We start from the raw sequence: 26586 nt of genomic DNA, 5'->3' as shown, positions 1-26586 counted from the left end.
TCACCACTTTCCTAAAAAAGTGAGGCTGCAAGGTTTACACCCGACAGCCTCATGTTCACTTATCGTTCAACAGTTTCTAACACTTCAAATAAATCTCTACCATAATGTTTTTCCATTAATTTATTTAGTTCATCAGTTTGTTTAATTTCCGCCATTGCTTTATCGTAAGCATCAGAAAATTCTTGCTGTTCTTTGTTAAATAATGGCCAAGTTTTAATAACAATAAATTCGTTATAAATAACGTCGTTTATTAAATTATGGTAAGGTCCATTTTCGTCTAAAATTTGGGCATTGTATTGAGCTTCAAGGTAAATTGCCCCATCAGCACGACCTTCGTTCACCCATTGAACCTGATCAACATTAAATTCATCGCCTGCTACTAGTTTTACTTGATTATCTGGATTTGCTTCGTTGTATTCTGCAACAATCGTGTATTGAGCGTTATTAGCTGCAATTGGTGCTAATTCTAAGTTTGCCGCTGCAAAATCTGATAGATTTTTAATGTTTTCATTTTCCTTTTTCAAAGCCAAACCAGTACTACTTAAACCTAGGAATTCTTTTGGGAAAATGTATTTTTTTGCACGTTCATCCGTGTACCATACATTTTTAATCCCTACATCATATTTACCTTGTTCAACACCGATTAATAAATCATCATCCGTTGTACCAATAAACTCAAATTCATAATCTTCTAATTTTTCGTCAACTAGTCTCATAGCATCCACATCGTAACCAGCTGCTTCACCATTTTCATCTTGGTATGAAATTGGCTTCGTTCCAATTGCATATGCTACTTTAACTTTTTTAACTTCACCAGAATCTTGGCTGCTACCATTCGCATTGTTAGCAGTTGTATCTTCTTCATTTCCTCCACATGCAGCTAATATAGAAATTGATGCTAAACCTACTGCTGCAAATTTTAATAGTTTGTTAAATTTCATGTTGATTATCTCCCTTTATTTTCATTTTCTTTTAATGCCGTTTCAGCTAATTTTTTAATTGTAATATCGTCCATCGGTGGATTATGAAGTCCGGCACGTACATCGCGATAGTAACGTTGCAGCGGGTTTGTACGCTGCAAGCTCTTTGCACCGACTACTCTCATCGCCTTATCGGCTACTGTGATTGCTGCATTTGTTACAACATGTTTTGCTGTGTTTACCGCATTAAGGATTAAAGTACCCTCTTCCACAGAAAGCTCATGCCCTTCTGTTTCTTTTTGTTTTAATTCCACATAGCTTTGTGCTGCACCATACAAAGCAAAGCGAGCCGTAGCAAGTTCCAATTCAATTTCACCAAGAAGAGCCTGCACATTAGGTAATGTTGCAATTGTTCCTTTAATACTGTTTGGTGAATGCGTATTGGCAAATTGAAGCGCGTAATCTCTCGCTGCTTGTGCAATACCTAAATATGTAGCTGGTATAAGCAGCAGCCAGCCATTTAATTTAAATCCAGTATTGTAATTTGGCAGCTCTACTAAATCTGATTCATCTACTGCTACATTATTTAATACTAGATCATGGCTGCCCGTACCGCGCATTGCAATGACATCCCAAGTTTCATCAATTGATAATCCTTCTGTATCTTTATGAATTAAGAAGAAGCCGATTTTTTCTTCTTCCTCAATCCAAGCCGATGTTAAAAAATAATCAAGTTCAGGAGAGCCTGTAGTATAGCTTTTTCGACCATTGATAATCCATTGGCTGCCAGTTTTTTTAGCAGTTGTACCTGGACGGCCGCCACGGATTGGACTGCCAGTTGCTACTTCACTTACAGCACGGTTAATGATTGCACCCTGTTTGACTTTACTAGCAAAGTCAGTTAATTTCGAAGGCTCCCAATACTTATTTTCGAATAGTTCACCTACTGTTAGTAATGTCCAAGCAGTTGCCAATCCCGTACTTCCATCGTAGCTTCCTAAAGTTTCTTGAAGAGCAATTGCCTCATATAAATTAAACCCTTCTCCACCAAGTTCTTTCGGCAAGGTTAATTTTGTATATCCGATTTTGCGCAGTTCGTTAATATGTTCATGGGGAAATGATGATTGCTCATCAATTTCTTGTGCATTGGTTTTAAATGTTTCCTCTAGGCTAGCTAACTTTTCAAGCCAAATACGCTGCTGCTCTGTTTTTATAAATAAATCTTTCACAATACATCCTCCTTTTCAGGCAAACTATCCAACTATGTATAATCAATTCCTACTTATTCACTTTGAAAAATCGGCTAACCGATAGAATTGATTTTACTTTCTGACTTTTCAATAGTCAATAGGTTATTCGAAGTTTTTTTATAGGAATTAATACTTTTAAATTAAGAAGGAAAAATTAAAAACCAAGAATGTTGATTTAACAGCATTCTTGGTCTTCTTCTTGTAATTTTTTCAATTAATATTTTGTCAAAATCTAAATAACATCATGGAAATATTGGACAGTTTTCATTGGGTCTCCTATGTTGCGTAGCTTCCAAGCTTCTTCTAAATAAATTTCTGCTAGTTTTTCATATTTCCCACTATATTTATCAGCCCATTCTACTGCAACAACACTTTCGTATAATAAAGCCATTTTCTCTGCTATTTTTTTAGCCTCAAATGTTTGCATTGCATCGTCTAGAGTAATAAATACGTGCAACTGTTCTTCTAAAGTTTTTAATTGTTCAACTACAATTTCTTTTAAACCTGTTTTTGCAACTTCTTGCAAGCGAGATTTCATTTCTTCTATAAATAGACTATATGCATTATATTTGTTAAATAAACGAATGACCTCTAGCGCTAAAATATTCGCAGTTCCTTCCCAAACAGTTAAAACTTGTGCATCTCGAAGAAGACGAGGTGTTACAAAATCCTCTATATAACCATTGCCCCCGTGAAGTTCAATTGCCTCACTCGCAAATTTTACTGCCTGTTCTGCAGTTTCCTTTTTCATAATTGCGATGTTAAGGCGATTTAAAATCATTTCTTTATTCGTACCATTTCCAGCTGTAACTTCATCGTACAATTTTATTAAGTCAAACGTAGTAGCCACTTCTACGTGAACTTTTGCAGCAAACTTCGCCAATGAATCTTGAATCATAGGATAATTCGTTAACACTTCTCCAAATGCAGTTCGATTTGATAAATAATACTTTGCTTCCAAGTAAGCACGGTTCATTATTCCAACTGATGCAATTGCATTGCAAATTCTCGATAGATTCAAAGCCTCCAGCATATAATAAATTCCTTTGTTTGGATCTCCCACTACGTAAGCAAGCGCTCCATCGAATTCAACTTCTCCTGACGGGACTGCACGAACACCGAGCTTATCTTTTAAACGACGAATACGAAGACCATTAACTGTCCCGTTTTCATTTTTCCAGGGAACTGCAAACAGCGTTAATCCTTTTGTTCCTGGCCCAGCATCCTGTCTGCGTGCCAACACCATTGCCACCCCGCACATCCCCGCATTTGAAGCAAAGTATTTCTCACCGTACAAACGATAATGTTTTCCGTCAAAACGTGCTTCAACGACATTGGCACCAACGTCTGAACCACCTTGACGCTCTGTTAAGAAAGTGGCACCCTCAAACAATTCCACTTCTCCTGTTGAACAAACATGTGGTAAAAAACGATTCTTAAGTTCCTCATCAGCATAATGGTCAAGCAAGTAGGCTGTTGCCATTGTCAAAGTAACGGGGCAATAAAAACCAGGCTCAGCATGCGATAACAAATATCCTTGTGCAAAACTATAAATATAGTTTCCCTTTCTACCAAGCTGGGGTATTTCTTTATGAACATACCCAACAATTCCAGTATTATAGGTCTGTTGAATGGTTTTTTTGTAGCCTTCATTTACCCAAATCTCAGATACTTCGTCACCATATTTGTTATAACGTTTTAAACGGGGTTCTCCTTCTCGATCTGTATGTTTTGCCCGTTCATCAATTTCACCAGCTACAAGCTCACCGAAATCGTTTAATTCTCTTTTTGCAAAATCAAGAAACTCTTTGTCTAACATTTCCTCCAATATTTTATGAAGTGTTTCATTGTTGGAAAAAAAGTTTGTTTCCTTAGCGTTGGTTGATTGTAAAACTTTCATTTAGTTCACCACCTGCTGTTTTAATTGTTGTTTCAAGATTTTCCCAGCTGCATTGCGCGGTAATGCTTCCACCTGCTCATAAATTCGCGGCACTTTATATTTTGCTAGATGTTCAGATAAATATTGTTTTAATGCCTCTTTATCAATCGATGTTTTTGCTGCAAAAATCGCCTTAACAGTTTCTCCCCATTCCTCATGTGGCACTCCAACGACAGCGACCTCGAAAATCCCTTCATATTGAAGAATCCGATCTTCAATTTCCTTAGGATAGATATTAACTCCTCCGGAAATAATGACATCTTTTTTACGGTCCACAATCCAAATATAGCCATCCTCATCAAATCGAGCTAAATCTCCTGTTTTCACCCATCCGTCAATAAACGCAGCTTTAGTTGCTTCAGGGTCTTTGTAATAACCTATCATGTTCCCTTCCCCATACAAAACAATTTCTCCAATTTCCCCTACTGCAACGTCTTTGCCATCTTCATTTACTATGCGCAGTTCTGTACCAAATGGAGCTCTTTTACCAACACTTCCTGCCTTCCCAGCATGTTCATAACCAAACATTAACGCCCCGCTTGGACCCGCTTCTGTTAATCCGTATACACATGTTAAGTTTTCTGTTTTAAATGCATGTTGTATATAGTGAACTTCCTTTTCAGAAAGTGGCGCACCACCATATATCCACCATTTCATTGAAGAGAGGTCTGCTGTTTGAAGTCTAGGATGTGAAGCAGTGGCTAAGTAGGCAACTGGTGCACCAAAGAAGTGTGTTGTTTTTTCATTTTCAACTGAAGTAATGAATAAATCTGGTGTAAACGTTGGGGTTAATACATTTGTTGCACCTACTAGAATGCCAGACATTAGGAATAGGTGTAATGGAGCAGAATGTGTTAATGGCATCATAAGTAGAATACGGCTTTCAGGTTTTACTTCCATTTCAATAGCAATCATTTGTGCAACAGCCAATATATTTCGATAGCTAAAAAGCACCCCTTTTGGCTTGCCTGTTGTTCCGGATGTGTAAAGAATTGTAGAAAGGTCATCTTCATTTAGTAAACAATTAATCTGTGTATTGTCAGCGCTTTCAATAAGTTCCTCATAGCTTAACCATTCTTCTTTTGCCGGGCCTGTTTTAATTTTTAATGGTATAGTTGAAATTTTTTCGACTGATGAAAAGATTGCTTCATGAGCAATAATTGCACTTGCTTCTGCATGTTGTGCAACGTATTCAACTTCAGACAGTGTGAACTTTGCATTTACTGGCACAACAATTGCTCCGATTCGTTGAACAGCAAAATAACTAACGATAAATTCCAAAACATTCGGCATAAAAAGAACGACTTTATCTTCTTGTTTAATTCCTTTTGATATTAAAGCATTGCTTAATCTTGTTACTTGATCATCCAGCTCTTTATACGTAGTTCGTCTACCATTACAAATTACTGCTTCATTCATTGGATATTTTCGGGCATTTCTTGCTAATAAATTTGAACTATTCATCAAGTATCTTCCCCTTTTAATCTCGTTAATTTTTCGCTAAACATCGTATACAGTTGCTGTAATTCATTTTTCATTTGAGTAAGCTCAGCGATTTTTTCATCAATTTCTTTCATTTTTTGCTCGCCGTAGTTGACTGTACGTTCCAGTTGTTGAATCCCTGTACGATCAACATCGAAAAGCAGCACCATCTCCTTTATTTCTTCAAGAGAAAAACCAAATTTTTTGCCTCTAAGGATGAGTTTCAATTTTGCAATTTCTTTTTTTGAAAAGGTTCGTTGATTTGATATCGAGCGACTTGGATGAAGCAGACCAATTTCTTCATAGTATCTAAGCGTCCTAGTTGAAACATTGAACTGCTTAGCAACCTCCTTTATCGTCTTCATCTGATCACCTCTTCTTTTTTATCAGTATAGCATTGACGTTAACGTAAACTTCAACAGAAATTATGACATTATTAGAATTTTCTATACATTAAATAGAGTTATATGTTCTCAATAAATATAGAATTGTCTATGTACCTAGGATTTTTTTAAAAGTTCTTTTACTCAGGGCTTCCATATTAAGTTGTATTGCTGCTACCGCGATACGAGGCAGTCTGGCTAGTTGCTTTTAACTGTTTATAAAATGAAAAAAGAGTGAAGACAAAGTCAATTTGCTTTGTCTTCACTCTGAAAGCCCTGTATTACTAGGGGATATTTGTTATTACATTTTCTTAGGTGCAGCTATGTCCATTAAACATAGAGCGTTTGTAGCTGTCGGCTTCGCCTTTCGCTACAGAATACTTTTTATTTTTATTACTTGTTAAGTAATTACATTTTCTCAGGTGCAGCTACGCCTATTAAACGTAGGGCGTTTGTAGCTGTCGGCTTCGCCTTTCGCTACAGAATACTTTTTATTTTTATTACTTGTTAAGTAATTACATTTTCTCAGGTGCAGCTACGCCTATTAAACGTAGGGCGTTTGTAGCTGTCGGCTTCGCCTTTCGCTACAGAATACCTTTTATTTTTATTACTTGCTAAGTAATTACATTTTCTCAGGTGCAGCTACTCCTATTAAACGTAGGGCATTCGCTAATGTTACACGTACTGTGTTAATTAGTGAAAGGCGTGCTTCTGTTAGTTCTTTATTATCTGGGTTGATTACTTTTTCCGCATTGTAGAAGCTGTGGAAAGCAGCAGCTAATTCTTGAATGTAATTCGCAATGCGGTGAGGTGTACGATGATTCGCAGCTTCTGCTACTACTTGTGGGAACGCCCCAACTTTTTTCAGTACATCCTCTTCTTTCTCAGCTGTTAAAAGATTTAAATTATCTAAAGATGCACTAAATCCTTGTTCCTCTGCTGAACGAAGAATTGAGCAAATACGAGCATGAGCATATTGTGCATAGTAAACAGGGTTTTCGTTTGATTGAGATACTGCTAAATCTAAATCAAAGTCCATGTGTGAATCACAAGCAGTTTTAACGAAGTAGTAACGTACTGCATCTAACCCTACTTCTTCTACCAACTCACGCATTGTAACCGCGTTACCTGTACGTTTACTCATTTTGTATTTCTCGCCGTTTTTATAAAGCTGAACCATTTGGATTACTTCAACTTCAAGTTTATCACGATCGTAGCCAAGCGCTTGGATTGCCGCTTTCATACGAGGAATGTATCCGTGGTGGTCAGCACCCCAAATATTAATTAGTTTTTCGAAACCACGATTGATTTTATCTTCATGGTAAGCAATATCAGGAGTTAAATAAGTAAATGAACCGTCAGATTTAACTAGAACACGATCTTTATCGTCGCCGAATGTTGTTGAACGGAACCATGTAGCTCCCTCTTCTTCAAAAACATGACCGTTTGCTTTTAATTTATTTAATGCTACATCAATTTTGCCGTTTTTGTATAAAGAAGTTTCTGAATACCAAACGTCAAAGTTCACGCGGAAGTTTGCTAAGTCATTTTTTAGTTTTTCTAACTCAAGCTTTAAACCATGTTCGCGGAAAAATTCGAAACGTTCTTCATCTGATTTTTCTAAAATGGAATTACCAAATTGCTCTACTAATTTTCCGGCAATGTCGATAATATCTTGACCATGGTAGCCATCTTCTGGCATTTGTGCATCCAAACCTAATGCTTGTTTGTAGCGTGCTTCTAATGAGTAAGCAAGATTGTTAATTTGATTTCCAGCATCGTTAATATAATATTCGCGGGATACATCGAAACCAGCAAAGTCCAAAACATTACATAAAGAATCCCCAAATGCGGCACCACGAGCATGTCCTAAGTGAAGGTCACCTGTTGGATTTGCAGAAACAAACTCTACTTGAACTTTTTCACCGTTCCCTGCATTTGAACGTCCATAGTTATCACCTTGCTCTTTAACAGCCTTAATAACATCAGCCAGGAAGTCTTTACGAACTGTAATGTTAATGAAGCCAGGTCCAGCAATTTCGATTTTTTCAATTTCTGTACCTTCAGTTTCAAGGTTTTCTAAAATGCTTTCCGCGATAGCACGAGGTGGTTTCTTTGCTAACTTTGTTAATTGCATAGCCAGGTTTGTTGCAAAGTCGCCATTCGCCTTATCTTTTGGAGTTTCAAGGTGGATGTTATATTGTGCACCTTCTTCTACTAAGCCCGATTTTTCAACTGCAGCTGCTAGAAGCTGCTTAATGGATTGTTGCAATTGCTCTACTGCGTTCATTTTTGTCCCTCCGAATATTGAATTTCCAACGTATATTTACCAACAGATTGACCACTAATAATAAGGTCATACTGGACATGAAATTTACCATTTATCACGCTTTGTTCATTATGTTCATGGGTTAATTGATGCGTCTGTGTAACGATAGGCAGCGTTCCATATTGTGTTTCATAGTGCCCGCCTTCTTTTTGAAGTGTATTAAAAGGAAGCCGCATCTTTACTCCACCACTTCGTAAAATAAGGGCATTTTCGTTATCCATTTTAACAGTCGTACGAATCTTATTTTCATCGATTGCTTCTTCATATCGTAAATATGTTTTGCCCGATTTTTCAATATAAGTTCCACTTAACCACAATTCATAAGTTTCGGATTCTCCATCTGCCGGCAGGATCGTTGAGTTTAACTTTATTTTTACGTTTTTTTCAACTTCACTCATTCCAATGGTCAACTCCTCGCCTTACATTACTATAACCTTATCATTATAGGACGAATCTCGTGTTTTTATCAAGGTTGAACTTTTTGAAAAAAAGAGCATGGAACACTTTTAACAAGTTTTCCATGCTCTTTGTTTTGTTTCGCACATAAACTGGTGAAATTCGCACATAAAGTGTGAAAAATCGCTCATATATCTCAGAATTCCGCTCATAAAACTCTTAAACCCGCTCATAACAAGGGTTAAATCTTTCTAACGGATTATTTTACCCAGCCAAGAATCATTTCTCTTAATAATTTAGAAGCTGTGTTTGTGGCTGGCGCTTCGCTTTCGCCGCAGAACTATAAAATAAATCTTTCTAACGCATTATTTTACCCAGCCAAGAATCATTTCTCTTAATAATTTAGAAGCTGTGTTTGCTGTCATTTCGCTTGGGTCGTATATTGGGGCTACTTCTACTAAGTCAAAGCCTACTACGTTGACATCGCTGCCCGCAATTGCGTGGATTGAAGCTAGTAATTCTTTTGATGTAATGCCGCCGCAATCAACTGTACCTGTACCTGGTGCATGTGCTGGGTCTAATACATCAATATCAATTGTTACGTAAACATTGCGCCCTGCTAAAGTTGGCAGCACTTCTTTTAACGGCTCTAATACTTCAAATTTTGAAATGTGCATACCGTTCTCGCGTGCCCAATCAAATTCTTCCTTCATTCCAGAACGAATACCGAATGAATACACATTGTTTGGACCGATGTGCTCAGCAATTTTACGAATTGGAGTTGAGTGTGAAAGTGGTTCCCCTTCATATTCAGTACGTAAATCTGTATGAGCATCGAAATGGATAATTGCTAAATCGTTATATTTTTCATAAACAGCTTTCATAACAGGCCAAGAAACTAAATGTTCCCCACCCATCCCTACTGGAATTTTACCATCAGCTAAAAGTCTTTTAACGAATTTCTCAATTTCATCTAGTGATTTCTGCGCGTTTCCAAATGGCAGCGGGATATCTCCAGCATCAAAAAATTTCACATCATCTAGCTCACGATCTAAATATGGGCTATACTCCTCTAACCCGATGGATACTTCACGGATACGTGCGGGACCAAAACGCGAACCTGGACGATAGCTTACTGTCCAGTCCATTGGCATTCCATAAAGTACTGCCTTAGATTCCTCATAATTTGGATGACTTTTAATAAATACGTTGCCTGAGTATGTTTCATCAAATCTCATTTACTTCACCTGCTATTTTCAAATTTTAATCATTTCATTTGTGAATTTATGCCTCGAAGTTTTCGGGACAATTCAAACATTTACATTCACATATTACCAAATAAACTTGGAATTTTCGAAAGTCCAATAGTGAATTACTGCCTGAAAATTCGGATTAAGTTAGGTTTCGAAACCTTATTTCGACATTTTTCGTATAGTTTTATACATACAGGAAAAAAGTATAGATGTTTTTAGACAAAGTGCAACAGTTTTTTTATGTATAAAATCGATTAAAGCGGAAAGTTCAAGTCCATACTATATTTAATAAGAAAATGAGGTGAATACGGATGAGTAGGCAAAGCTATAGACGAAAAAAGAAACGGCAAAAATGGATAAAGCATACAGTTTTCATTACTGTCGCTCTTATTAGTGCAGTAGCTGTGTCACTTATGGGAATTCGGCTGTACGCCCAAATTGCCGGTGCCCCACCTTTAACTGTGACGAAAGCATCCGTGTTTTTAGATAGTAGTGGAAATCGAATCGGTGATTATTTTACAGCCGAACGTAGATATTGGGTTGATTTGGATGAAATATCGCCTTATTTAATCGATGCAACCGTCGCGGTAGAGGATAAAGACTACTATAAACATAATGGTTTTGACTTTTCTCGTATTGCGAGTGCATTATTAACAGATTTAAAAACCCAAAGTATGGCTGAGGGAGCAAGTACAATAACAATGCAGCTTGCACGCAACCTCTACCTATCTTTAGATAAAACATGGACAAGAAAAATACAAGAATCATTTTACGCATACAGATTAGAAACTTTTTACAATAAAGATGAAATTTTAGAAGGCTATTTAAACACCGTGAATTATGGCCACGGCATGTACGGTGTGGAAGCAGCAAGCCGGTATTATTTTGGAAAATCAGCAAGCGATTTGACATTAGCTGAGTCTGCTCTATTGGCGGGTATTCCAAAAGGTCCGAGTATTTATTCTCCTATTAATAATTATGAAAAATCAACTAACCGACAAAAAACTATATTAGGCTTAATGGAAGATCAAGAGTATATCTCATCAGAAGAAAAAGAACGTGCCATCTCGGAAAAAATAGTTTTAAAAAATGAACAATGGACTGCAGCAAAGTCCGTCGCCCCTTACTTTTTAGATGCTGTTTGGCAAGAAGCCGAACAAATTTTAAAAAAGGAAAATAAAAATATTCGTGAAGGCGGTTGGGTTATTAAAACAACATTAAACCAAGCTCATCAACAGGCTGCGGAACAGGCTATTGAAAATAATATGCCAGATAGCGACTTACAAGCAGGTTTAGTAAGTATGGATGTTGAAACAGGCCATGTCACTGCATTAGTTGGCGGGAGAGATTATGAAAAAAGCTCATTTAACCGAGTAACACAAGCGGCTCGACAACCTGGTTCGTCTATTAAACCATTTCTTTACGCTGCAGCATTAGAAAACGGCTTTTCTCCTCTAACGTATTTAAATGTTGGAGAAACAATTTTTACGTATGACAATGGACGAGCAACATATAAACCACAAAATGTAAACGGACAATATGCTGATGGTGAAATGTCGCTGGCACAAGCAATTGCAATCTCAGACAATATTTATGCCGTTAAAACGTTGGAGAAAATTGGTTATGAACCATTTCGGGATATGTTAGAACGATTTAATTTAAATTATTCAAAAGCTAATAACCCATCGATTGCTCTTGGTACAATCGAAACATCACTTTATGATTTAACAAATGCATATAATACAATTGCTGCACAAGGTAAACAACGTCAGGCAACAACAATTCTTTCTATAGAAGATGCCAATGGCGAAATAGTATATGAATATAAAAAACCTGAAGAGAAGCAAGTTATCTCAGAAGAAGATGCTTTTATTTTAACCGATATGTTAACAGGCATTTTCGATCCAGTATATAGTGACTACTCTCCAGCAACAGGTGTATCTCTTCGCCCACGTATGACTCATACGTATGCTGCAAAATCAGGGACAACTGTTAGCGATCAGTGGATATTAGGTTTTACTCCAAGTATTACAGCAGGTGTATGGAATGGTTATGATCAAGGAAAAACCCTTTCTGTACAAGAAGACATGGCTGCATCAAAACAAGTTTGGATTGACTTTATGGAAGCAATTAATGAGGGAAAACCAAATGAAACCTTTGAAGCTCCAGAAGGTGTTGAAGGTGTTGTCATTGACATAGAAACAGGCAAGCTTGCGACAGATGCTTGTCCAAAGCAACGTCTTATTTATGTAAAAAAAGAAGATGTACCAACTGAAAAATGCTCATCAACAGAATTGTTTGATACTGATTCATGGAATAATTTCTTAGATTTATTCCCATTTGAAGCATTTAAAAACTTTTTAAACTAAAATAGTATTGCAAAATATAAAAAAGCTTTCTCTTAGTCGGATTAGTTCCGAACTCAGAGAAAGCTTTTTTATGGCAAATAAAAACATGAGGATTATGGGGCATTTGGCTTGGGATGTTTCAAATGCCGCATAGCTCTCATGCTCTATTTGCCAAGTGTCCTAGCCTACTATTATAAGCTATAGACTCAGTGTACTTTTTTTCATTGTCAGTTTCAATAATGGATTAAATTGCATATTGAAATGTCACAAAATGTTCAATATTAGTTTTATTATTTTATAAAAAGATATTGACTAAATCATTTCAAGATTAATGCAATTCAAAATATTTTTTTACAAAAATATACAATTAATTTATTTTACAATTAGATCATTTCGCAGCTGTTCATCGCTTTTTTCCCACATTTCTAAATTATGGGATTGGAGAAATTCTGCTAAAACTCGTTTTGAATCATCATCCATATGATCAACAATAATTCGGCGTTTCATTGATTTATCCATTTTATTTACATGGTCTGCTAAAATTTTGTATCCACGTCTTTTTTCTCGGTTTACGACCATTTCACAAGCTGTAACCCCTGCAAAATATGGTCCTTCTTCTTTAAAATCAATTGTTACCCAAACGAGCCAATATGGTTTACCACCTTCTGAATCCTCACGATTTGTTGTAAATTTGATGCCGCGCTCTACATCACTTTTTGCATGCATAGCACCAATATCAATAAAAGCACGTTTTTCTTGTATATCAATGAAGACAGGCGATACATTTTCTAGTGACAATGAACCTATTCCAAACCCTTTATGGCCATCCGTTGGATCATTTTTAATAATTGTAAAGCCTATTTTTTGCTTAGGTGTTTCTTCATTTGCCATTGTAAATCCCTCCGTATATGCCTATTATAATGAATATACACTATTATTATCCACTAAGGAGGATGTAAAATGCCAATCGTAACTGTAAAAATGATTGAAGGTCGTACAGATGAACAAAAGAAAGCTTTAGTTGAAAAAGTAACAGCAGCGATCGTTGAAACAACGAATGCACCAGCAGAAGCTGTTTCAATCATTATCGAAGAAATGTCTAAAAACCACTACGCAACTGGTGGAGTACGTGCTATCGATAAAAAATAAGAAAAGCACAAGCGCCTGATTAACCCCGACAAGCGCTGGTCGACATTGGTGCATCCATGTACTTCAGAAGACCCGAATCAATAAGCTTTTCCAGCTTTCGATCAAGGGCAAACCGAGACCTTGAGGGGCTGGGCGTTAAAGCTGGACATTATTCAAAATTCTATAATATCTTATTCGTTACTAAAAACATCCTTCAAGCAAATCACTTTGATCTGACCTAAGGATGTTTTTCTTCGTTTTAACCAATCAATTTATGCAGCTCATTTCGAAGATTTGCATCAATTGACTCATCGTGCAAAATTTCTTTCGGAAAATAGACTTTATGATCACTTTTAATACGACCAGCAATTGCGTCTACAATTAATGATTCTTGAGACAGCTCGCGAATTTCTCCATTTGGCATGAGCAAGAAGATGGGTAGACGTGTACTCTCTTTGCCTGTTCGATAAAAATCATATGGTAAATCGGTTGTACAATCATGATATAAATAATATTCAGGATCAATACCCATTTGAGCAAAAAGATCTTTTAAACGGTTGAAACGTTCCGGCTCCTCTTCTGGATTCAAATTACTGTATTGAAATAGTTTCCGATTTACAAAACGGCTACATAAATCACTTAATATTGGATCCTTCTCTTTCATCCAAAATTGAAAATATGTTAATAAAATATATTCATCTAAAGCGAGGTAATCTTCTATTGTTATACTATTTTCAAAAAACGCCTTAAAATGAGTAGGTTCAAGTGCAAATTGATAATCTTCTTCATTAAGTTGTTTTGCTCTTTTTAATATATTATTTAACAACACTTCTGCACTGCGAGAAACCGGGTGGAAATACACTTGCAAATACATTTGATAGCGTGACATTATGTAATCCTCTACAGCATGCATCCCACTTGATTTAATAATTACTTTTCCTTCTCGGGGTCTCATCACGCGCAATATTCGTTCCATATCAAAATGACCATAGCTTACTCCAGTATAGTAAGCATCACGTTGTAAGTAATCCATTCGATCTGCATCAATTTGACTTGATATTAGGCTAACTACAAGTTCATTCGGGTATTTTTTTTCAATTACTTGTGCAACTATATCAGGAAAATCTTCGGAAACTTTCCTCAATACACCATTCACTTCGGTATTTCCAAGTAAAATTTGTCTTGTAAAATACTCATGGTCTGTATGGAAGACAGTTTCAAAAGCATGTGAGAATGGACCATGTCCTAAATCGTGCAGTAAAGCAGCACATAGTATTAGTAAACGCTCCTGTTCATCCCACTCTGAACGACCACGAAAAACATCATCCGTAATGCGCCGAACAATTTCATATACTCCTAGAGAATGATTAAATCTACTGTGCTCGGCACCATGGAACACTAAATATGTTGTCCCCAGCTGACGAATTCTACGCAGCCTTTGAAACTCTTTCGTGGCAATTAAATCCCAAATAACCTGATCTCGCACATGAATGTAACGGTGCACGGGATCTTTAAATACTTTTTCTTCTACTAATTTTGCATTTGCATAATGTTCCACTCGACCGCACCTCACTCCCATAATCTTACTTTCTATTATATGTGAGTTTAGGCGAAAATTACATTAAACTCTATTTAAAAGTTATACAAGAAATTTGCAAGTGCCTATTCCTGTCGTTGCACTTTTGATGCTAAGAGCAGTGCTTACCATTGACCTCCTTATGTCACATCTTTGGAAACAGACAGTAACTTATCTTTACGAAAGCGAAGCGGCTGATAGATGCCTCTCATCATAAGCCTCTAACGCAGTCCAACAAAAGCCCCCATTACCTTATTCGTACTTGCAAAGGCCCGAATCGATAAGCTTTTCCAGCCTTCTACCAAGGGCAGTTCACGACCTCCAGGAGCGGCGGAGCTAAACACTGGTCAAAATTTCATACTTTCTTATTCACTAAAGAAAATAGCTATCTTCCATATTATCTAGAAGATAGCTTAAAATTCATTATCCTTTTAACTTTGTTATTACTTTTTCCATAAGTTCTTCTTCTGTTAATGCGGCAACAGGTCGACCATTTACAAATGTAAAGGTTTTTTTCCGGCCTGGTCCACAGTATGAATGACAGCCAATTTCAATCGTTGCATCAGGATCAAGTTCTTTTAATTTAGGAATTAACGTTTTTAAATTAACGGCTTGACATTCATCGCAAACTCGAAACTCGTTTGCCATTTTGTCAACAACCCTTTCTATTTGTGTATTTTTAAATTGTTTTTACAATCTATTTTTATTCAAGGATTTTTTAACCTACCAGCTATTGTAGCCTAAAAAAACAAACCTCTTCAAGTAAAAACAATATAGTTCAGTCAAAGGTCTGAAAACATAACTTTCGATAGAGATTGTTTATCTCTAGCTTACTCTTTTCTTATTAAAAGCATCATTTTCATCGTTATCCTAAACATCTTCTCGTGTCTAACTCTCCTAATTTTTATTAGTTCAAAAGATACTATTAAAAATTTTTTTTATTAATATGTTTAAAATTGGAACATGTTGGACATCATAAGTTTTGAAATAACAAAACTACTACATTAACAGGAGGTTAAAAAAATGGTCAAAATTAGACAAGATGCTTGGCTAAAAGAAAACGATGAACTATTAGCAGAAGCAGTTTTAAGACATGTAAAGGAAGGAAGCACACAGTTAAATGCCTTTGAGGAAGCTGGTGATGCACTTAATAGAACAGCAGCTGCTTGTGGTTTTCGCTGGAATGCAGTGGTTCGCCGTTTATATGAAAAAGAACTAGCTGAAGCAAAAAAAGAAAGAAAAGAAAGAATGCGAGTATTAGGTATGAATGGAAGACGCCGTGCTCAAGGTATTTATTTACTTCCAAGTTCTAACAATGGTGAAGAAACAAAATCTATCCCATTATCGGCTCTTAATCTAGATATTGTCATTGCATATTTACTGCGCCTGCAAAATCAAGGGGGCAACGATAATGAAGCTGCTAAATGGCGTCATATTGCAAATACTGCAACTGAAAAAATAAAAGAATTAGAAAATCAACTAAAACGTCTTGAACAAGAGAATAAAGAGATTCGTGAAGATTATGAGCAATTTGTTCAAATTATGAATCGAGCTCGTAGACTAGTAACATTAGAAGATGATGAACAGCGTGTAGCTCCAGTATTCAAAATGGAGAAAAACGGAAATCTTGTAGCGAACTATACCCATAGCGAAAAAGAAAATGTGGATGTGCCAAATTAAGCACATCCGTTTTTTCTATTACTTCGAAGATAACATTTTTTTATTTCTTTCTAAAACCCGATTTAAATAAAAAGTATAAAGTTCTAATTCTTTGTCACTTAATGACTGAAAAATAATATTTTCACCTAACAATTGAAGCATTTTTTGTAACCGAAAGACTGTTTCTTGCACAGTAATTTTTACATTTAATAGCTCACTAATACCAGCCATAACATTAGGCTGAATTTGTGGATAAACAAATTTTGTTTCAACATCTTTTAAACTCACACTATAAAAATCACGTATTAGTTCTGCTCGTTCACTGCCACTGCCTTCAATACATAAATAAATTTGTACAGCGATGCCTTGACGCAAACGTCGTTGAGAAATGCCGGCAAACTTTTTCCCTCCGATGCTTAAATCATACGAACCAGGGCAATACGAACCAACAATTTCATAAGCTTCAATTTTATCAGCGATTTCAGGGAATAATAGCTTTATAAAGTCAACCATGACATCATACCCTGTATTAATATCAATCGACTTAGACTGCTCTGAAAGAATGACAGAAATATTTAATACACCGCTATCCAACACAACTGCTAATCCGCCAGAATTTCGAACAATCGCATTATATCCACGTGCTTTTAATAAGTCTATTCCTTCTTGTACAAAAGGCAGTCGGTGGTCTTGTATTCCTAAAACAACTGTATGATCATGGACCCACGTTCTTACAGTCGCACTTGACTGCAATTGTCCAACTAACTGACATAGTGTATCATCCATAGCGAAAGATTCAAGTGGTGTACGGTTTTTCATAATAATAGATTGGTCTATAAAACGCCATGTATTTTGCTGCAATAAAGGATGCATAGTTTTTACTCCTTAATACAATGTTCTCTAAATAATCATACACGAAAACTATTTTAATTGAACTCCCATCACCTAATTTCTACAAAGTTCTTTGAAATAGTGGGTTCCTTTCAACTTTGAAGTAGGTTAGCTGGATTTAATTAACTAAAACAATAATTGTAAACAACCCTTTACCTGGTGATTGAAGTTGTAAAATACACTATTCCCTGTTTGTAACTAGTCGGTAGTTTCGGAATTTGTAAACTTTAGAGACAAACATGAAGTTCAGCTTACATTGTGGCGATAACTGTATTGTTTATTGACCACTTCATTCATTCCCTATTTTTTATGGTTATACCTTTTTACCCCTTCTGTGAAAGTCTCTATTAGGGTAAAATTTGAACACACTATTGACGAATTCGTGAAATCATTAAAATTGCACCTTTCTAGCAAGGAATTATTTTGTTTTTGTGCTAAGATAATTGTGAATGATTATCAATTAAGGGAGTGTTTATATAATGAACGAAGCAGCAATTACATTAGATGGCTGGTATTGTCTACATGACTTCCGTGCAATCGACTGGGCATCTTGGAAATTAGTTTCCCCAGAGGAACGCACAAAAGCTGTAGATGAATTCGTACAATACTTGGAAAAACTGAACGAAGCACATGTTGCAAAAACAGGTTCACATGCATTTTATTCAATTATTGGGCAAAAAGCTGATTTTATGCTAATGATTCTTCGTGAAACACCTGAAGAGCTTCAAGAATTAGAAGCAGAATTTAATAAATTAGCGATTGCAGATTTTACAGTTCCAACTTATTCTTATGTTTCTGTAGTTGAACTTTCAAACTATTTAGCTAAAGATTCCGACGAAGATCCATATCAAAATCCTCATATCCGTGCTCGTTTATATCCTGAACTACCGCGCACGAAATATGTTTGCTTCTATCCAATGGACAAACGACGTGAGGGCAACGACAACTGGTATATGCTAGATATGGAACAACGACGTGAATTAATGCGCTCCCACGGTTTAATCGGACGCAGCTATGCTGGTAAAGTAAAACAATACATTACAGGGTCTGTAGGATTAGATGACCATGAATGGGGCGTTACATTATTCTCAGATGACATGCTGCAGTTCAAAAAAATCGTTTACGAAATGCGTTTTGATGAAGTTTCAGCTCGCTACGGCGAATTCGGTGAGTTTTTAGTAGGAAACTTATTGGATAACGATAAATTAGTTCAATTTTTAAATGTAAATAAATAAGTAATTGCAAAGTTCTCTTTTAGCTGCGCGTCGGCATTGGGAGACAAGGGTTAGGCTAAACATAGAAAAACGAGACAGGTATCCTATTAGGATTCCTAAATCTCGTTTTTTTCTTTTTCATCCTTTGTTTTTAATATAAGGATTACTGTATTAATGAAAAAACCTATAAATATGATTAAGATGAATAAATACCAATGCAACGGCTGTTCGTAAAAATCTGCGACGATAAAAGATATTATCGCACTGATGACAATAGCTATCCAAATACCTATTTGCATAGTATCAACCCCTAATTAGATTTTCTTTAAAACCGATTCCCCTTTTTTAATATTGTTTTTTTCCCGTTCAATGAGTTGATTAAATAATGCGTGACTTCACCCTTTATTCATTGTATTTATTCCACGATTTTTTTATACAAATTTTATGAACGAAATAAAATTCCGCTACATAGATTATTTGCATAGGCGTTTTTTTTCAATTATTTATTCTTAAATGGTCGGAAAAGCATACATTGTTATGAGGAGGTTTGAATATCGCTGTTTTGCAAACAAATGATGCTCAAGTCGCTTTCTACACTCGATTAATATATGCAGAAGCTGAAGGTAATAGGGTCTAGTCATGTTGGTGTTAACCGTGTTCTTAGAGATTACCTTGATTTTACTAATCTTCTTTCATAGTCCCGGGGGGTTTGGTTTGAACAAAAAAGCTACTTCTAGTATCTGCTCTACGTGAGCGGCTCCATCCAGATGAGAGACTCTTTAGCTTTTCATGCCTTTCGAAGAATCTTTAAATCAATGGAATACAGGACGTTTTTTTCTTCTCATCTATTGCAACTTACGCATAATTTAATTTATCTCTTTTTAAAATACTTATATAGGTTCTCTTTTGATAATTTCGAGAAAATGACTTCACTTTCCTGACTGGCTGCAAGCTCAACCTTTTCCGAGTAGTCTTGCAAAGCAGTTCTCCCTAAATAATTTTAGGTCATGTTCTCGAAATGCTATCCTTTCTAAGAACATAAAGATTTGGATTGAATTCATTTGAAGATTTAGTGTTCATTTTTAATTTAGAAGTATTCTAGCTTAAATATGTCACAATTTAGTTTAGTCGGTGTCACTTTTAATTTATATACATTTTGTATAATTTTATTGAAGGGGTGTTACGTTTGACTTATTACTACTGGAGCCCAACAGGCCAACAACAATATCCAACTGGGCAGTATCCAACTGGACAATTTCAGCAGCAAGTTCCACCAACAACAAGCGGAGGAACTATGCAAACTGGTGGTGTAAGAAATGGCACTGCCGCATTACGTGGTGAAGAATCGTATATCGAAAATATTTTACGACTAAATCGTGGAAAACCAGGAACTTTCCATTTTACTGTACCAGAAGCAAGAGGCGGCAATAATACAGTTTCAGTGCGTGGAGTAGTTGAAGCAGCTGGCCGCGACCATGCGATTATTCGTGAATTACAATCAAACCACCGCTTTTTATTCCCAATGATCTATTTCGATTATGCTGAGTTCGACGAAGAGCTTGCATACTTCAACCAAGCTCCAAGATAATTATCAAAATAAAATCCACTTCATAAACCTTTTTAAAGGTTCATTGAAGTGGATTTTCTATTTGTACTTTTTTTGGATTAAATTTTAAACTTTTGGATTTCGTTTTGTAAGCTTTGTGCCTTATCGCTTAACTCAACTGCAACAACATTTATTTGTTCCATTGTCGCTGCTTGTTCTTCTATTGCAAGTGCAATTTGTTCCACATCATTTGCAGATTCTGATGAACCTCTTGAAATTTCGTTTACTGATGCAGATACCTCTTCTGCACTTGCAGAAATTTGCTCAGATGTAGCAGAAATTTCTTGGATTTGAATAGTCATATTTTCAACTGCTTGAACAATATTTGAGAATGAATCTCCTGCAACCTCAATTATCTGCACTCCATCTTGAACAGATGATAATGATTCTGAAACAGCTTTTTCTACATTTTCTGTATCTAGTTTTATTTCCGATGTTAAAGCAAAAATTTGGCTAGCAGATTCCTTAGATTCTTCAGCTAGCTTTCTAACTTCATCTGCAACTACAGCAAATCCTTTGCCGTGTTCTCCTGCTCGTGCTGCTTCAATCGCTGCATTAAGAGCAAGTAAATTTGTTTGTTCTGTAATTTCAGTAATAACCTTTGAAATTCTTTCAATCTCTTCTGTCTGTTTACTTAATTTTTGAACGAGTATATTAACCGATTCTGTTGATTGATTAATCATATTCATTTGTTCATTAGCTTGACGTATAATTTCTTTACCTTTAGTAGCAGTCTCACTAGCATCCATTGAGCTGTTATGTAGTTCTTGGGTAGATTCCGCTATACGTTGTACTCCTGCAGCCGTTTCTTCCATAGATCGTGCACTTTCATAGGCCGCCTGGGAGCTGCTTTTTACCGTTTCTGTTGTAGCATTTACCCGTTTTGTTACATCTTCTGTTGTTGCAGTTACTTCCTCTGTACTTGCTGAAAGTTCTTCTGCTGCAGCGCTTAAATGCTCTGTATTTTGTTGTACGCTATAAATGAGTGTTTTAAGATTATTTTTCATCGAATTAAAGGCATTTGAAAGTTGCCCAATCTCATCTTTTGATGTAACTTTAATATCTTCTTCAGTTAAATCTCCAGTTGAAACAATTTTTACAGAATCCACAACTTTTCTTAATGGTGTTTTTATTGTTTTTCGAATGTAGATAACTAAGAAAACACTAATGATAATGCTGATAATTAATACACCGATGGAAATTGCTTTAGAAGTTGCTATTGCTGAATCAGCTTTTGCATTAATTTCATTGATTTTTGTGTTTTGGAAGTCCAACACTTTTGATACTACCTCTGTTAGGCGTCTATCATCTTCTTTTAAATTATTGATAATAATTGCTACTTGATTAGTATCTCCTTCATCAGCAGCAGCTTGTGCTAAATTAAGGTTATTTTTATATCTTTCTTCATATTCAATTATTTCATCAAGATACCCCTTCATTGTATCACTTGAAACTAGTGCGCTTAATTTATTTATATTTTCATCTAATAAGCCTTGATAATGCGCCAAATCCTCTCTAGCCTGTGTAGAACCGGATACAATGTCACGAACAGATAAACCTTGCATTGCTATAGCATACCGAATTTCATCAGCTATTAGAATTTGAGTCACTCTATAATCTAATGCTTCTTCCATTTTTTCTTCAATATTATTTACATTAAAAATGCTTACACCGACAGAAATACATATTAAAATAATTAGCGAATAAATTGTTGCATTTAATTTGGCTCCTATACTCATAAAATCCCCCACTATAAACTTTTAATTTAAATATCGTTTTATTTATTATTTTTTAAATATGTTAAAGCAGCCAGACCTAGAGTTTTTGCAGCTATTAACATCGCTTTTTCATCAAAGTTAAATTTTGGATGATGATGTGGGTAGACGATATCCCACTCTGGGTTTTTCGCACCTGTGATGAAAAATGTCCCTGGTACCTTTTCTAAATAATACGCAAAATCCTCGCCAACCATTAATGGAGAACATTCTGCTACATTTTTCACTTCTGGAACCTGGCAAGCTATATCTGCGAGAAATTGAGTTTCTTTTTTATGGTTTACTACAGGTGGATAGCCTCTAGTAAATTTAAATTCATATGTTGCATGTGCACCATCGCAAATAGATTTAAGAAGCAATTCGATTTCATTTTCAATAAACGAACGAACCCCTTCTTCAAATGTTCGAACTGTCCCTTTTATCACCACTTTTTCTGCAATCACATTAAACGGATTAATCGCTTCAAAATGACCCACTGAAACTACAGCTGACTTCAATGGATCTACTCTACGCGAAACTACAGTTTGAAGCTGTGTAATAAATTGTGATCCTGTGACAATTGCATCTACGGAATTATGGGGTTCCGCGCCGTGGCCCCCTTTCCCGTGAATTGTTATTTCAAACATATCGGCTGCAGCCATGATGGCTCCATTTCGAACTGATACGTCTCCTAGTGGGGTTGGTGCCCATAAATGTGTACCAAAAATTACGTCTACTCCGTCTAAGCAACCATCCTCTATCATCGGCTTTGCTCCTCCTGGAGTAATTTCCTCTGCAAATTGATGAATAAAAACAATATTTCCATGGAAATCTTCTTTCATTTCGTAAAGAGTTTTTGCTAGAACTAGAGCGATTGCAGTATGTCCATCATGTCCACACGCATGCATAACGCCATCCACTTTTGATTTAAAAGGTATATCATTTAATTCTTGAATTGCCAATGCATCAAAGTCTGCACGAATTGCAACTGTTTTACCTGGTTTTGCTCCACGCAATGTTGCAACAACGCCTCGGCCGCCGACGCCTTCTCTAACTTCAAGTCCTAAGTCACGATGATAGTTTGCTATATAGGCAGGTGTATGTACTTCTTGAAACGAAAGCTCTGGATTTTCATGCAAGTAACGACGAATCGAAACCATTTCTTCATAGTATTTATGTAATGCTGAAAATAAATTATCCATAGTAAATTACCCCTTTCACATATAAAATATCCATTTTATTAAATTATAGGTTCTACTTACCAGTAATATCATCTACTTTACCATGAATTTAGGTTATAAAATATATAATTCCTAAGTTATTCAAAAAACTGATATAAAAAAAGAATTATAGGATGTAAAACATATTAGACCGCAATCAAAGTAAAGTTTTCTACTTTTCCAATGTGCTGATAAGATGCTTTCACCCTATAATTCTTATTGGGTTCATATTTAGTTTTTATGCTTCAGTGCTGAAAGGATTAAAAGTATCCAGCCTATTAAGAAGAAAACGCCTCCGATAGGTGTGATGGCACCTAAAATACCAATGCCTGATATCGCTAGTACAAGCAAGCTTCCTGTAAAAAATATAATACCTAAATTCATGCAAATCGCTGCCCATTTAAGCTGTTTCGACGCACCCAACAATTTTGAGCTCATTAAGATGCCGATTACTAGCAACGCGGTAGCATGAAACATTTGATATTGTATAGCAGTATCCCATATTCCTGTTCCATAATCATCCAATACTTCCTTAAGCGCATGTGCTCCAAAAGCACCTAGTGCAACTGCCAAAAAGCCGTGAATTGCACCTGAAATAATTGAACCTTTCATTTTCTATACCTCTTTCTTTAAAATACGTCTTTCATTAATAGAAAGACAGTTTATTTTTAATAATGCGCATTTGTCCTTTAGCGGCTAGCTTTACAGTATAAAAACGCCGTATCAGCATAGGAACGGCTAATTTGCGTTAACAGTGACAGCTGCTTGCTCCTAAAAAATTTATAACTCTATTTATGCACATTAAGAACCATGATTGTTAGCTTACACTAAACAATTTTTAAATTTAATATATTTGAACAGATCATTGATTTAAAAATCAAAAATAGAATCTCCATTTGCATCGTTTTCTTGAAGTTTTGCCCCTCTCATGGAGGAAGCTGTATTTATCATAGTTTGAGATGAATTTATTTCGTTTGATAAACTAGTAATCGTTTTTTGTCCTTGCAATGTTTGATGAGCACTTCCATTTGTTAATGCTACGTTGCAAAGTGAACGAATAGCACTTAATTGTTCTCGCAATTGGTGTTCATCATTGACATTTTTCGCATTTGCTACAAGTTGTTCTATTTCACTTAATAATGCTTGATAAGAAATCATCCTCGACGCACCTCCTGAGTTTGCTTCGGTGAAAACTGCATACAATCAATTCCAGAGGATTTTTTTACAACAATTGAAGGAAGCTGTTTCGATTTGAATTGATATGCAGCACAGCCTCTTGGGTTATTCTGATCCCAAGTTACACGGAAATATTGACACTTAAAACAATTAACACCCATACAAAGCTCCCCCACTTTCAATACCAATGTACCATGTTTCATAAACAAAGATAAAAGTTTTGCTTTAAGATGGGTCCTACTTTTATTCACTTAAATTCCAATCTATTGGCTCTTGCCCCCACTCAACTAATTTAGCATTAATTTTAGAGAATGGCTTGCTTCCAAAGAATCCACGATGGGCACTTAATGGACTTGGATGTGGAGCTTGCAATATAAAATGCTGTGGACCCTTTTGTTCAATTATCGCCCGTTTCATTTGAGCTGGTCTTCCCCATAACACAAAGATTATCGGTTCTTGTCGTTCAGCCAGCTTTTCAATTACTTTATCGGTAAATTGTTCCCAACCAGCACCTTTATGAGAATTTGCCTCACCTTGTCGAACAGTAAGTACGGTGTTTAGCAAAAACACACCTTGATTAGCCCATTTCATTAAGTACCCGTCTTTCGGAATTGGACAACCTAAATCATGATGCAGCTCTTGAAAAATATTTCGTAAACTAGGTGGATGCGGCACTCCTTTTTTTACTGAAAAGCACATACCATGAGCTTGTCCTGGTCCATGGTATGGATCCTGTCCTAATATCACAACCTTCACAGACTTATATGGTACCGTATAAAACGCGCTCATAACTTCTTCTTGCGGTGGATAAACTGTTGATATGCTATATTGCTCAGCTACAAATTTTCTTAGTTGTATGTAATATGGTTTTTCAAATTCTTCAGCAAGTATTTCTTGCCACTCATTTTCAAATACTCTTTTCATTTTTAGCACCTCTCTATTTAAACGTACTTTAACAAGTTAACAGTTTCAATAGAAGAATTAATAGATTTTTTTACAACATTATATAGCAGTCAACTTCTTGTCAAAAACTGACCTTATACTTTTTATTCATTCTGACTATTTTTACAAAGTCAGAACTACTTTATACTTTTAATATTAACTTAAACTATTTAAAAAGGGGTTTGAAATATATGTCACTGAAAAAAACATTAACAATTGCTGGCTCTGATGCTTCTGGCGGCGCTGGTTTGGAAGCAGATTTAAAAGCATTTGAAGAACATAACACATATGGAATGGCCGCTGTAACAGTAATTGCAACAATGGATCCTGATAACAACTGGAATCATGGTGTTTATACATTACCAATCGATGTTTTAAAAGCACAGCTTAAAACAGCTTTTTCAACTGGAATTGATGCATTGAAAACAGGAATGCTCTCTACAGAGGAAGTAATCCAAACTGCTGGTGAAGCAATTGCCGAATCTGGTGTTAAAAATGTCGTTATTGACCCTGTAATGGTATGTAAAGGTGAAGATGAAGTGTTAAATCCTGGTACAGTTGACGCCATGATTCAATACCTTATCCCTAACGCTCTTGTGACAACACCCAACCTTTTCGAAGCTGGTCAATTAGCTGGTACAGGTACTCCTAAAACAATTGATGAATTAAAAACAGCTGCTGAGAAAATCCATGCTCTTGGTGCGAAAAATGTCGTAATTAAAGGTGGACGTGCCCTACAAACTGACAAAGCAGTGGATCTATTCTACGATGGCGAAAAATTTTACTTGCTTGAAACTGACAAAGTAGAAACTACATACAATCACGGTGCTGGTTGTACGTTTGCAGCAAGCGTAACATCAAACTTAGCGAACGGCTTATCTGTTAAAGAGGCTGTTTTAGAAGCAAAAGAATTTGTTGCAGCTGGAATCAAACATGGCTGGAAACTAAATGAATTTGTTGGACCAGTTTACCATGGTGCAAAACCTCGCTTAGGTGCACCAGAAGTTACAATAAAAGAAATTTAATTATCATTTGGAGGGGATGTCCAGGAAATAAAATTTTCTGTTCAGCCCCTCCGCTATTTTAATTTAAAAGCATAATTCTAAGGTATATCTCCTTC

25 protein-coding genes are annotated in these 26586 nt (G+C 36.0%); 6 read left to right on the top strand and 19 right to left on the bottom strand.

Annotated elements, in window-relative coordinates; genetic code table 11:
- Nucleotides 1–59: 59 nt before the first annotated feature.
- The 8 genes from EKG35_RS04770 to speB form a co-directional block, all read right to left on the bottom strand.
- Entirely contained in the window at nucleotides 60–941 is an 882-nt protein-coding gene (locus EKG35_RS04770) for a transporter substrate-binding domain-containing protein (protein ID WP_126293262.1), read from the bottom strand.
- Between the two features lie 5 nt (nucleotides 942–946).
- On the bottom strand, nucleotides 947–2149 hold the full coding sequence (locus tag EKG35_RS04765; RefSeq protein WP_185807643.1) for an acyl-CoA dehydrogenase family protein: 1203 nt from the start codon (nucleotides 2147–2149) through the stop codon (nucleotides 947–949).
- A 253-nt stretch (nucleotides 2150–2402) separates the two neighbouring features.
- Complete coding sequence (locus EKG35_RS04760) at nucleotides 2403–4070, bottom strand: acyl-CoA dehydrogenase family protein (protein ID WP_126293258.1); 1668 nt, start codon at nucleotides 4068–4070, stop codon at nucleotides 2403–2405.
- On the bottom strand, nucleotides 4071–5573 hold the full coding sequence (locus tag EKG35_RS04755; protein WP_126293256.1) for a class I adenylate-forming enzyme family protein: 1503 nt from the start codon (nucleotides 5571–5573) through the stop codon (nucleotides 4071–4073). It lies immediately after the preceding gene.
- Nucleotides 5573–5956: a MerR family transcriptional regulator gene (locus tag EKG35_RS04750; RefSeq protein ID WP_126293254.1), complete on the bottom strand. Its 384-nt coding sequence runs from the start codon at nucleotides 5954–5956 to the stop codon at nucleotides 5573–5575. The genes EKG35_RS04755 and EKG35_RS04750 overlap by 1 nt, the downstream gene beginning before the upstream one ends.
- A gap of 640 nt (nucleotides 5957–6596) precedes the next feature.
- Nucleotides 6597–8264, bottom strand: a complete 1668-nt coding sequence (gene argS, locus EKG35_RS04745; protein ID WP_126293252.1) for an arginine--tRNA ligase — start codon at nucleotides 8262–8264, stop codon at nucleotides 6597–6599.
- Nucleotides 8261–8701, bottom strand: a complete 441-nt coding sequence (locus tag EKG35_RS04740; protein ID WP_126293250.1) for a YwiB family protein — start codon at nucleotides 8699–8701, stop codon at nucleotides 8261–8263. Before EKG35_RS04740 ends, argS begins: the two co-directional genes overlap by 4 nt.
- A 363-nt stretch (nucleotides 8702–9064) precedes the next feature.
- Nucleotides 9065–9937, bottom strand: a complete 873-nt coding sequence (gene speB / locus EKG35_RS04735) for an agmatinase (RefSeq protein ID WP_126293248.1) — start codon at nucleotides 9935–9937, stop codon at nucleotides 9065–9067.
- Between the two features lie 326 nt (nucleotides 9938–10263).
- Here speB and EKG35_RS04730 point away from each other — a divergent pair, with 326 nt between their 5' ends.
- The gene (locus EKG35_RS04730) at nucleotides 10264–12321 is read left to right on the top strand and encodes a transglycosylase domain-containing protein (RefSeq protein ID WP_126293246.1); all 2058 of its coding nucleotides are present in this window, start codon (nucleotides 10264–10266) and stop codon (nucleotides 12319–12321) included.
- A 351-nt stretch (nucleotides 12322–12672) separates the two neighbouring features.
- On the opposite strand, the gene EKG35_RS04725 is transcribed toward EKG35_RS04730, so the two are convergent.
- Nucleotides 12673–13191, bottom strand: a complete 519-nt coding sequence (locus EKG35_RS04725; RefSeq protein ID WP_126293244.1) for a YwhD family protein — start codon at nucleotides 13189–13191, stop codon at nucleotides 12673–12675.
- A gap of 69 nt (nucleotides 13192–13260) precedes the next feature.
- On the opposite strand from EKG35_RS04725, the gene EKG35_RS04720 reads away from it, so the two are divergent.
- Nucleotides 13261–13449 (top strand): 2-hydroxymuconate tautomerase, encoded by a 189-nt coding sequence (locus EKG35_RS04720; protein WP_126293243.1) that lies wholly within the window; start codon nucleotides 13261–13263, stop codon nucleotides 13447–13449.
- A gap of 238 nt (nucleotides 13450–13687) precedes the next feature.
- Here the strand turns inward: EKG35_RS04720 and EKG35_RS04715 are convergent, their stop codons facing one another.
- The gene (locus EKG35_RS04715) at nucleotides 13688–15007 is read right to left on the bottom strand and encodes an HD domain-containing protein (RefSeq protein ID WP_126293241.1); all 1320 of its coding nucleotides are present in this window, start codon (nucleotides 15005–15007) and stop codon (nucleotides 13688–13690) included.
- Nucleotides 15008–15427: 420 nt separating this feature from the next.
- Nucleotides 15428–15652, bottom strand: coding sequence for a YuzB family protein (locus EKG35_RS04710; protein ID WP_126293239.1), 225 nt, complete (start codon nucleotides 15650–15652; stop codon nucleotides 15428–15430).
- 375 nt (nucleotides 15653–16027) lie between these two features.
- On the opposite strand from EKG35_RS04710, the gene EKG35_RS04705 reads away from it, so the two are divergent.
- Complete coding sequence (locus EKG35_RS04705; RefSeq protein ID WP_126293237.1) at nucleotides 16028–16684, top strand: RsfA family transcriptional regulator; 657 nt, start codon at nucleotides 16028–16030, stop codon at nucleotides 16682–16684.
- An 18-nt stretch (nucleotides 16685–16702) separates the two neighbouring features.
- Here EKG35_RS04705 and lipL read toward each other — a convergent pair whose 3' ends face one another.
- Nucleotides 16703–17536 carry an octanoyl-[GcvH]:protein N-octanoyltransferase gene (lipL, locus tag EKG35_RS04700; RefSeq protein WP_126293235.1) on the bottom strand — a complete coding sequence of 278 codons (834 nt, stop codon included), beginning with the start codon at nucleotides 17534–17536 and terminating at the stop codon, nucleotides 16703–16705.
- Nucleotides 17537–18033: 497 nt separating this feature from the next.
- Here lipL and hemQ point away from each other — a divergent pair, with 497 nt between their 5' ends.
- Nucleotides 18034–18789: a hydrogen peroxide-dependent heme synthase gene (gene hemQ, locus EKG35_RS04695; RefSeq protein ID WP_126293233.1), complete on the top strand. Its 756-nt coding sequence runs from the start codon at nucleotides 18034–18036 to the stop codon at nucleotides 18787–18789.
- 95 nt (nucleotides 18790–18884) lie between these two features.
- Here the strand turns inward: hemQ and EKG35_RS04690 are convergent, their stop codons facing one another.
- The gene (locus tag EKG35_RS04690; protein WP_126293231.1) at nucleotides 18885–19067 is read right to left on the bottom strand and encodes a hypothetical protein; all 183 of its coding nucleotides are present in this window, start codon (nucleotides 19065–19067) and stop codon (nucleotides 18885–18887) included.
- An 887-nt stretch (nucleotides 19068–19954) separates the two neighbouring features.
- On the opposite strand from EKG35_RS04690, the gene EKG35_RS04685 reads away from it, so the two are divergent.
- Entirely contained in the window at nucleotides 19955–20356 is a 402-nt protein-coding gene (locus EKG35_RS04685; RefSeq protein ID WP_246020178.1) for a spore coat protein GerQ, read from the top strand.
- Between the two features lie 77 nt (nucleotides 20357–20433).
- On the opposite strand, the gene EKG35_RS04680 is transcribed toward EKG35_RS04685, so the two are convergent.
- The 6 genes from EKG35_RS04680 to EKG35_RS04655 form a co-directional block, all read right to left on the bottom strand.
- On the bottom strand, nucleotides 20434–22113 hold the full coding sequence (locus tag EKG35_RS04680) for a methyl-accepting chemotaxis protein (RefSeq protein WP_126293229.1): 1680 nt from the start codon (nucleotides 22111–22113) through the stop codon (nucleotides 20434–20436).
- Between the two features lie 38 nt (nucleotides 22114–22151).
- Nucleotides 22152–23330, bottom strand: a complete 1179-nt coding sequence (locus EKG35_RS04675) for a M20 family metallopeptidase (protein WP_126293228.1) — start codon at nucleotides 23328–23330, stop codon at nucleotides 22152–22154.
- Nucleotides 23331–23579: 249 nt separating this feature from the next.
- Nucleotides 23580–23960, bottom strand: coding sequence for a DUF423 domain-containing protein (locus EKG35_RS04670; protein WP_126293227.1), 381 nt, complete (start codon nucleotides 23958–23960; stop codon nucleotides 23580–23582).
- Between the two features lie 258 nt (nucleotides 23961–24218).
- A complete protein-coding gene (locus EKG35_RS04665; RefSeq protein ID WP_126293225.1) occupies nucleotides 24219–24506 on the bottom strand; it encodes a YwdI family protein in 288 nt (95 codons plus the stop codon).
- Nucleotides 24503–24685: a uracil-DNA glycosylase gene (locus tag EKG35_RS04660; protein WP_126293279.1), complete on the bottom strand. Its 183-nt coding sequence runs from the start codon at nucleotides 24683–24685 to the stop codon at nucleotides 24503–24505. The genes EKG35_RS04665 and EKG35_RS04660 overlap by 4 nt, the downstream gene beginning before the upstream one ends.
- 82 nt (nucleotides 24686–24767) lie before the next feature.
- Nucleotides 24768–25448, bottom strand: coding sequence for a uracil-DNA glycosylase (locus tag EKG35_RS04655; protein WP_126293223.1), 681 nt, complete (start codon nucleotides 25446–25448; stop codon nucleotides 24768–24770).
- Between the two features lie 209 nt (nucleotides 25449–25657).
- Between EKG35_RS04655 and thiD the strand changes: the two genes are divergently transcribed.
- Entirely contained in the window at nucleotides 25658–26491 is an 834-nt protein-coding gene (gene thiD / locus EKG35_RS04650) for a bifunctional hydroxymethylpyrimidine kinase/phosphomethylpyrimidine kinase (protein ID WP_126293222.1), read from the top strand.
- Nucleotides 26492–26586 lie beyond the last annotated feature (95 nt).

Source organism: Lysinibacillus telephonicus, from assembly GCF_003966145.1.
Taxonomy (GTDB): Bacteria; Bacillota; Bacilli; order Bacillales_A; family Planococcaceae; genus Ureibacillus; species Ureibacillus telephonicus.
The sequence above is the reverse complement of the archived record's forward strand: the minus strand, read 5'-3'. Positions and strand labels throughout refer to the sequence as shown.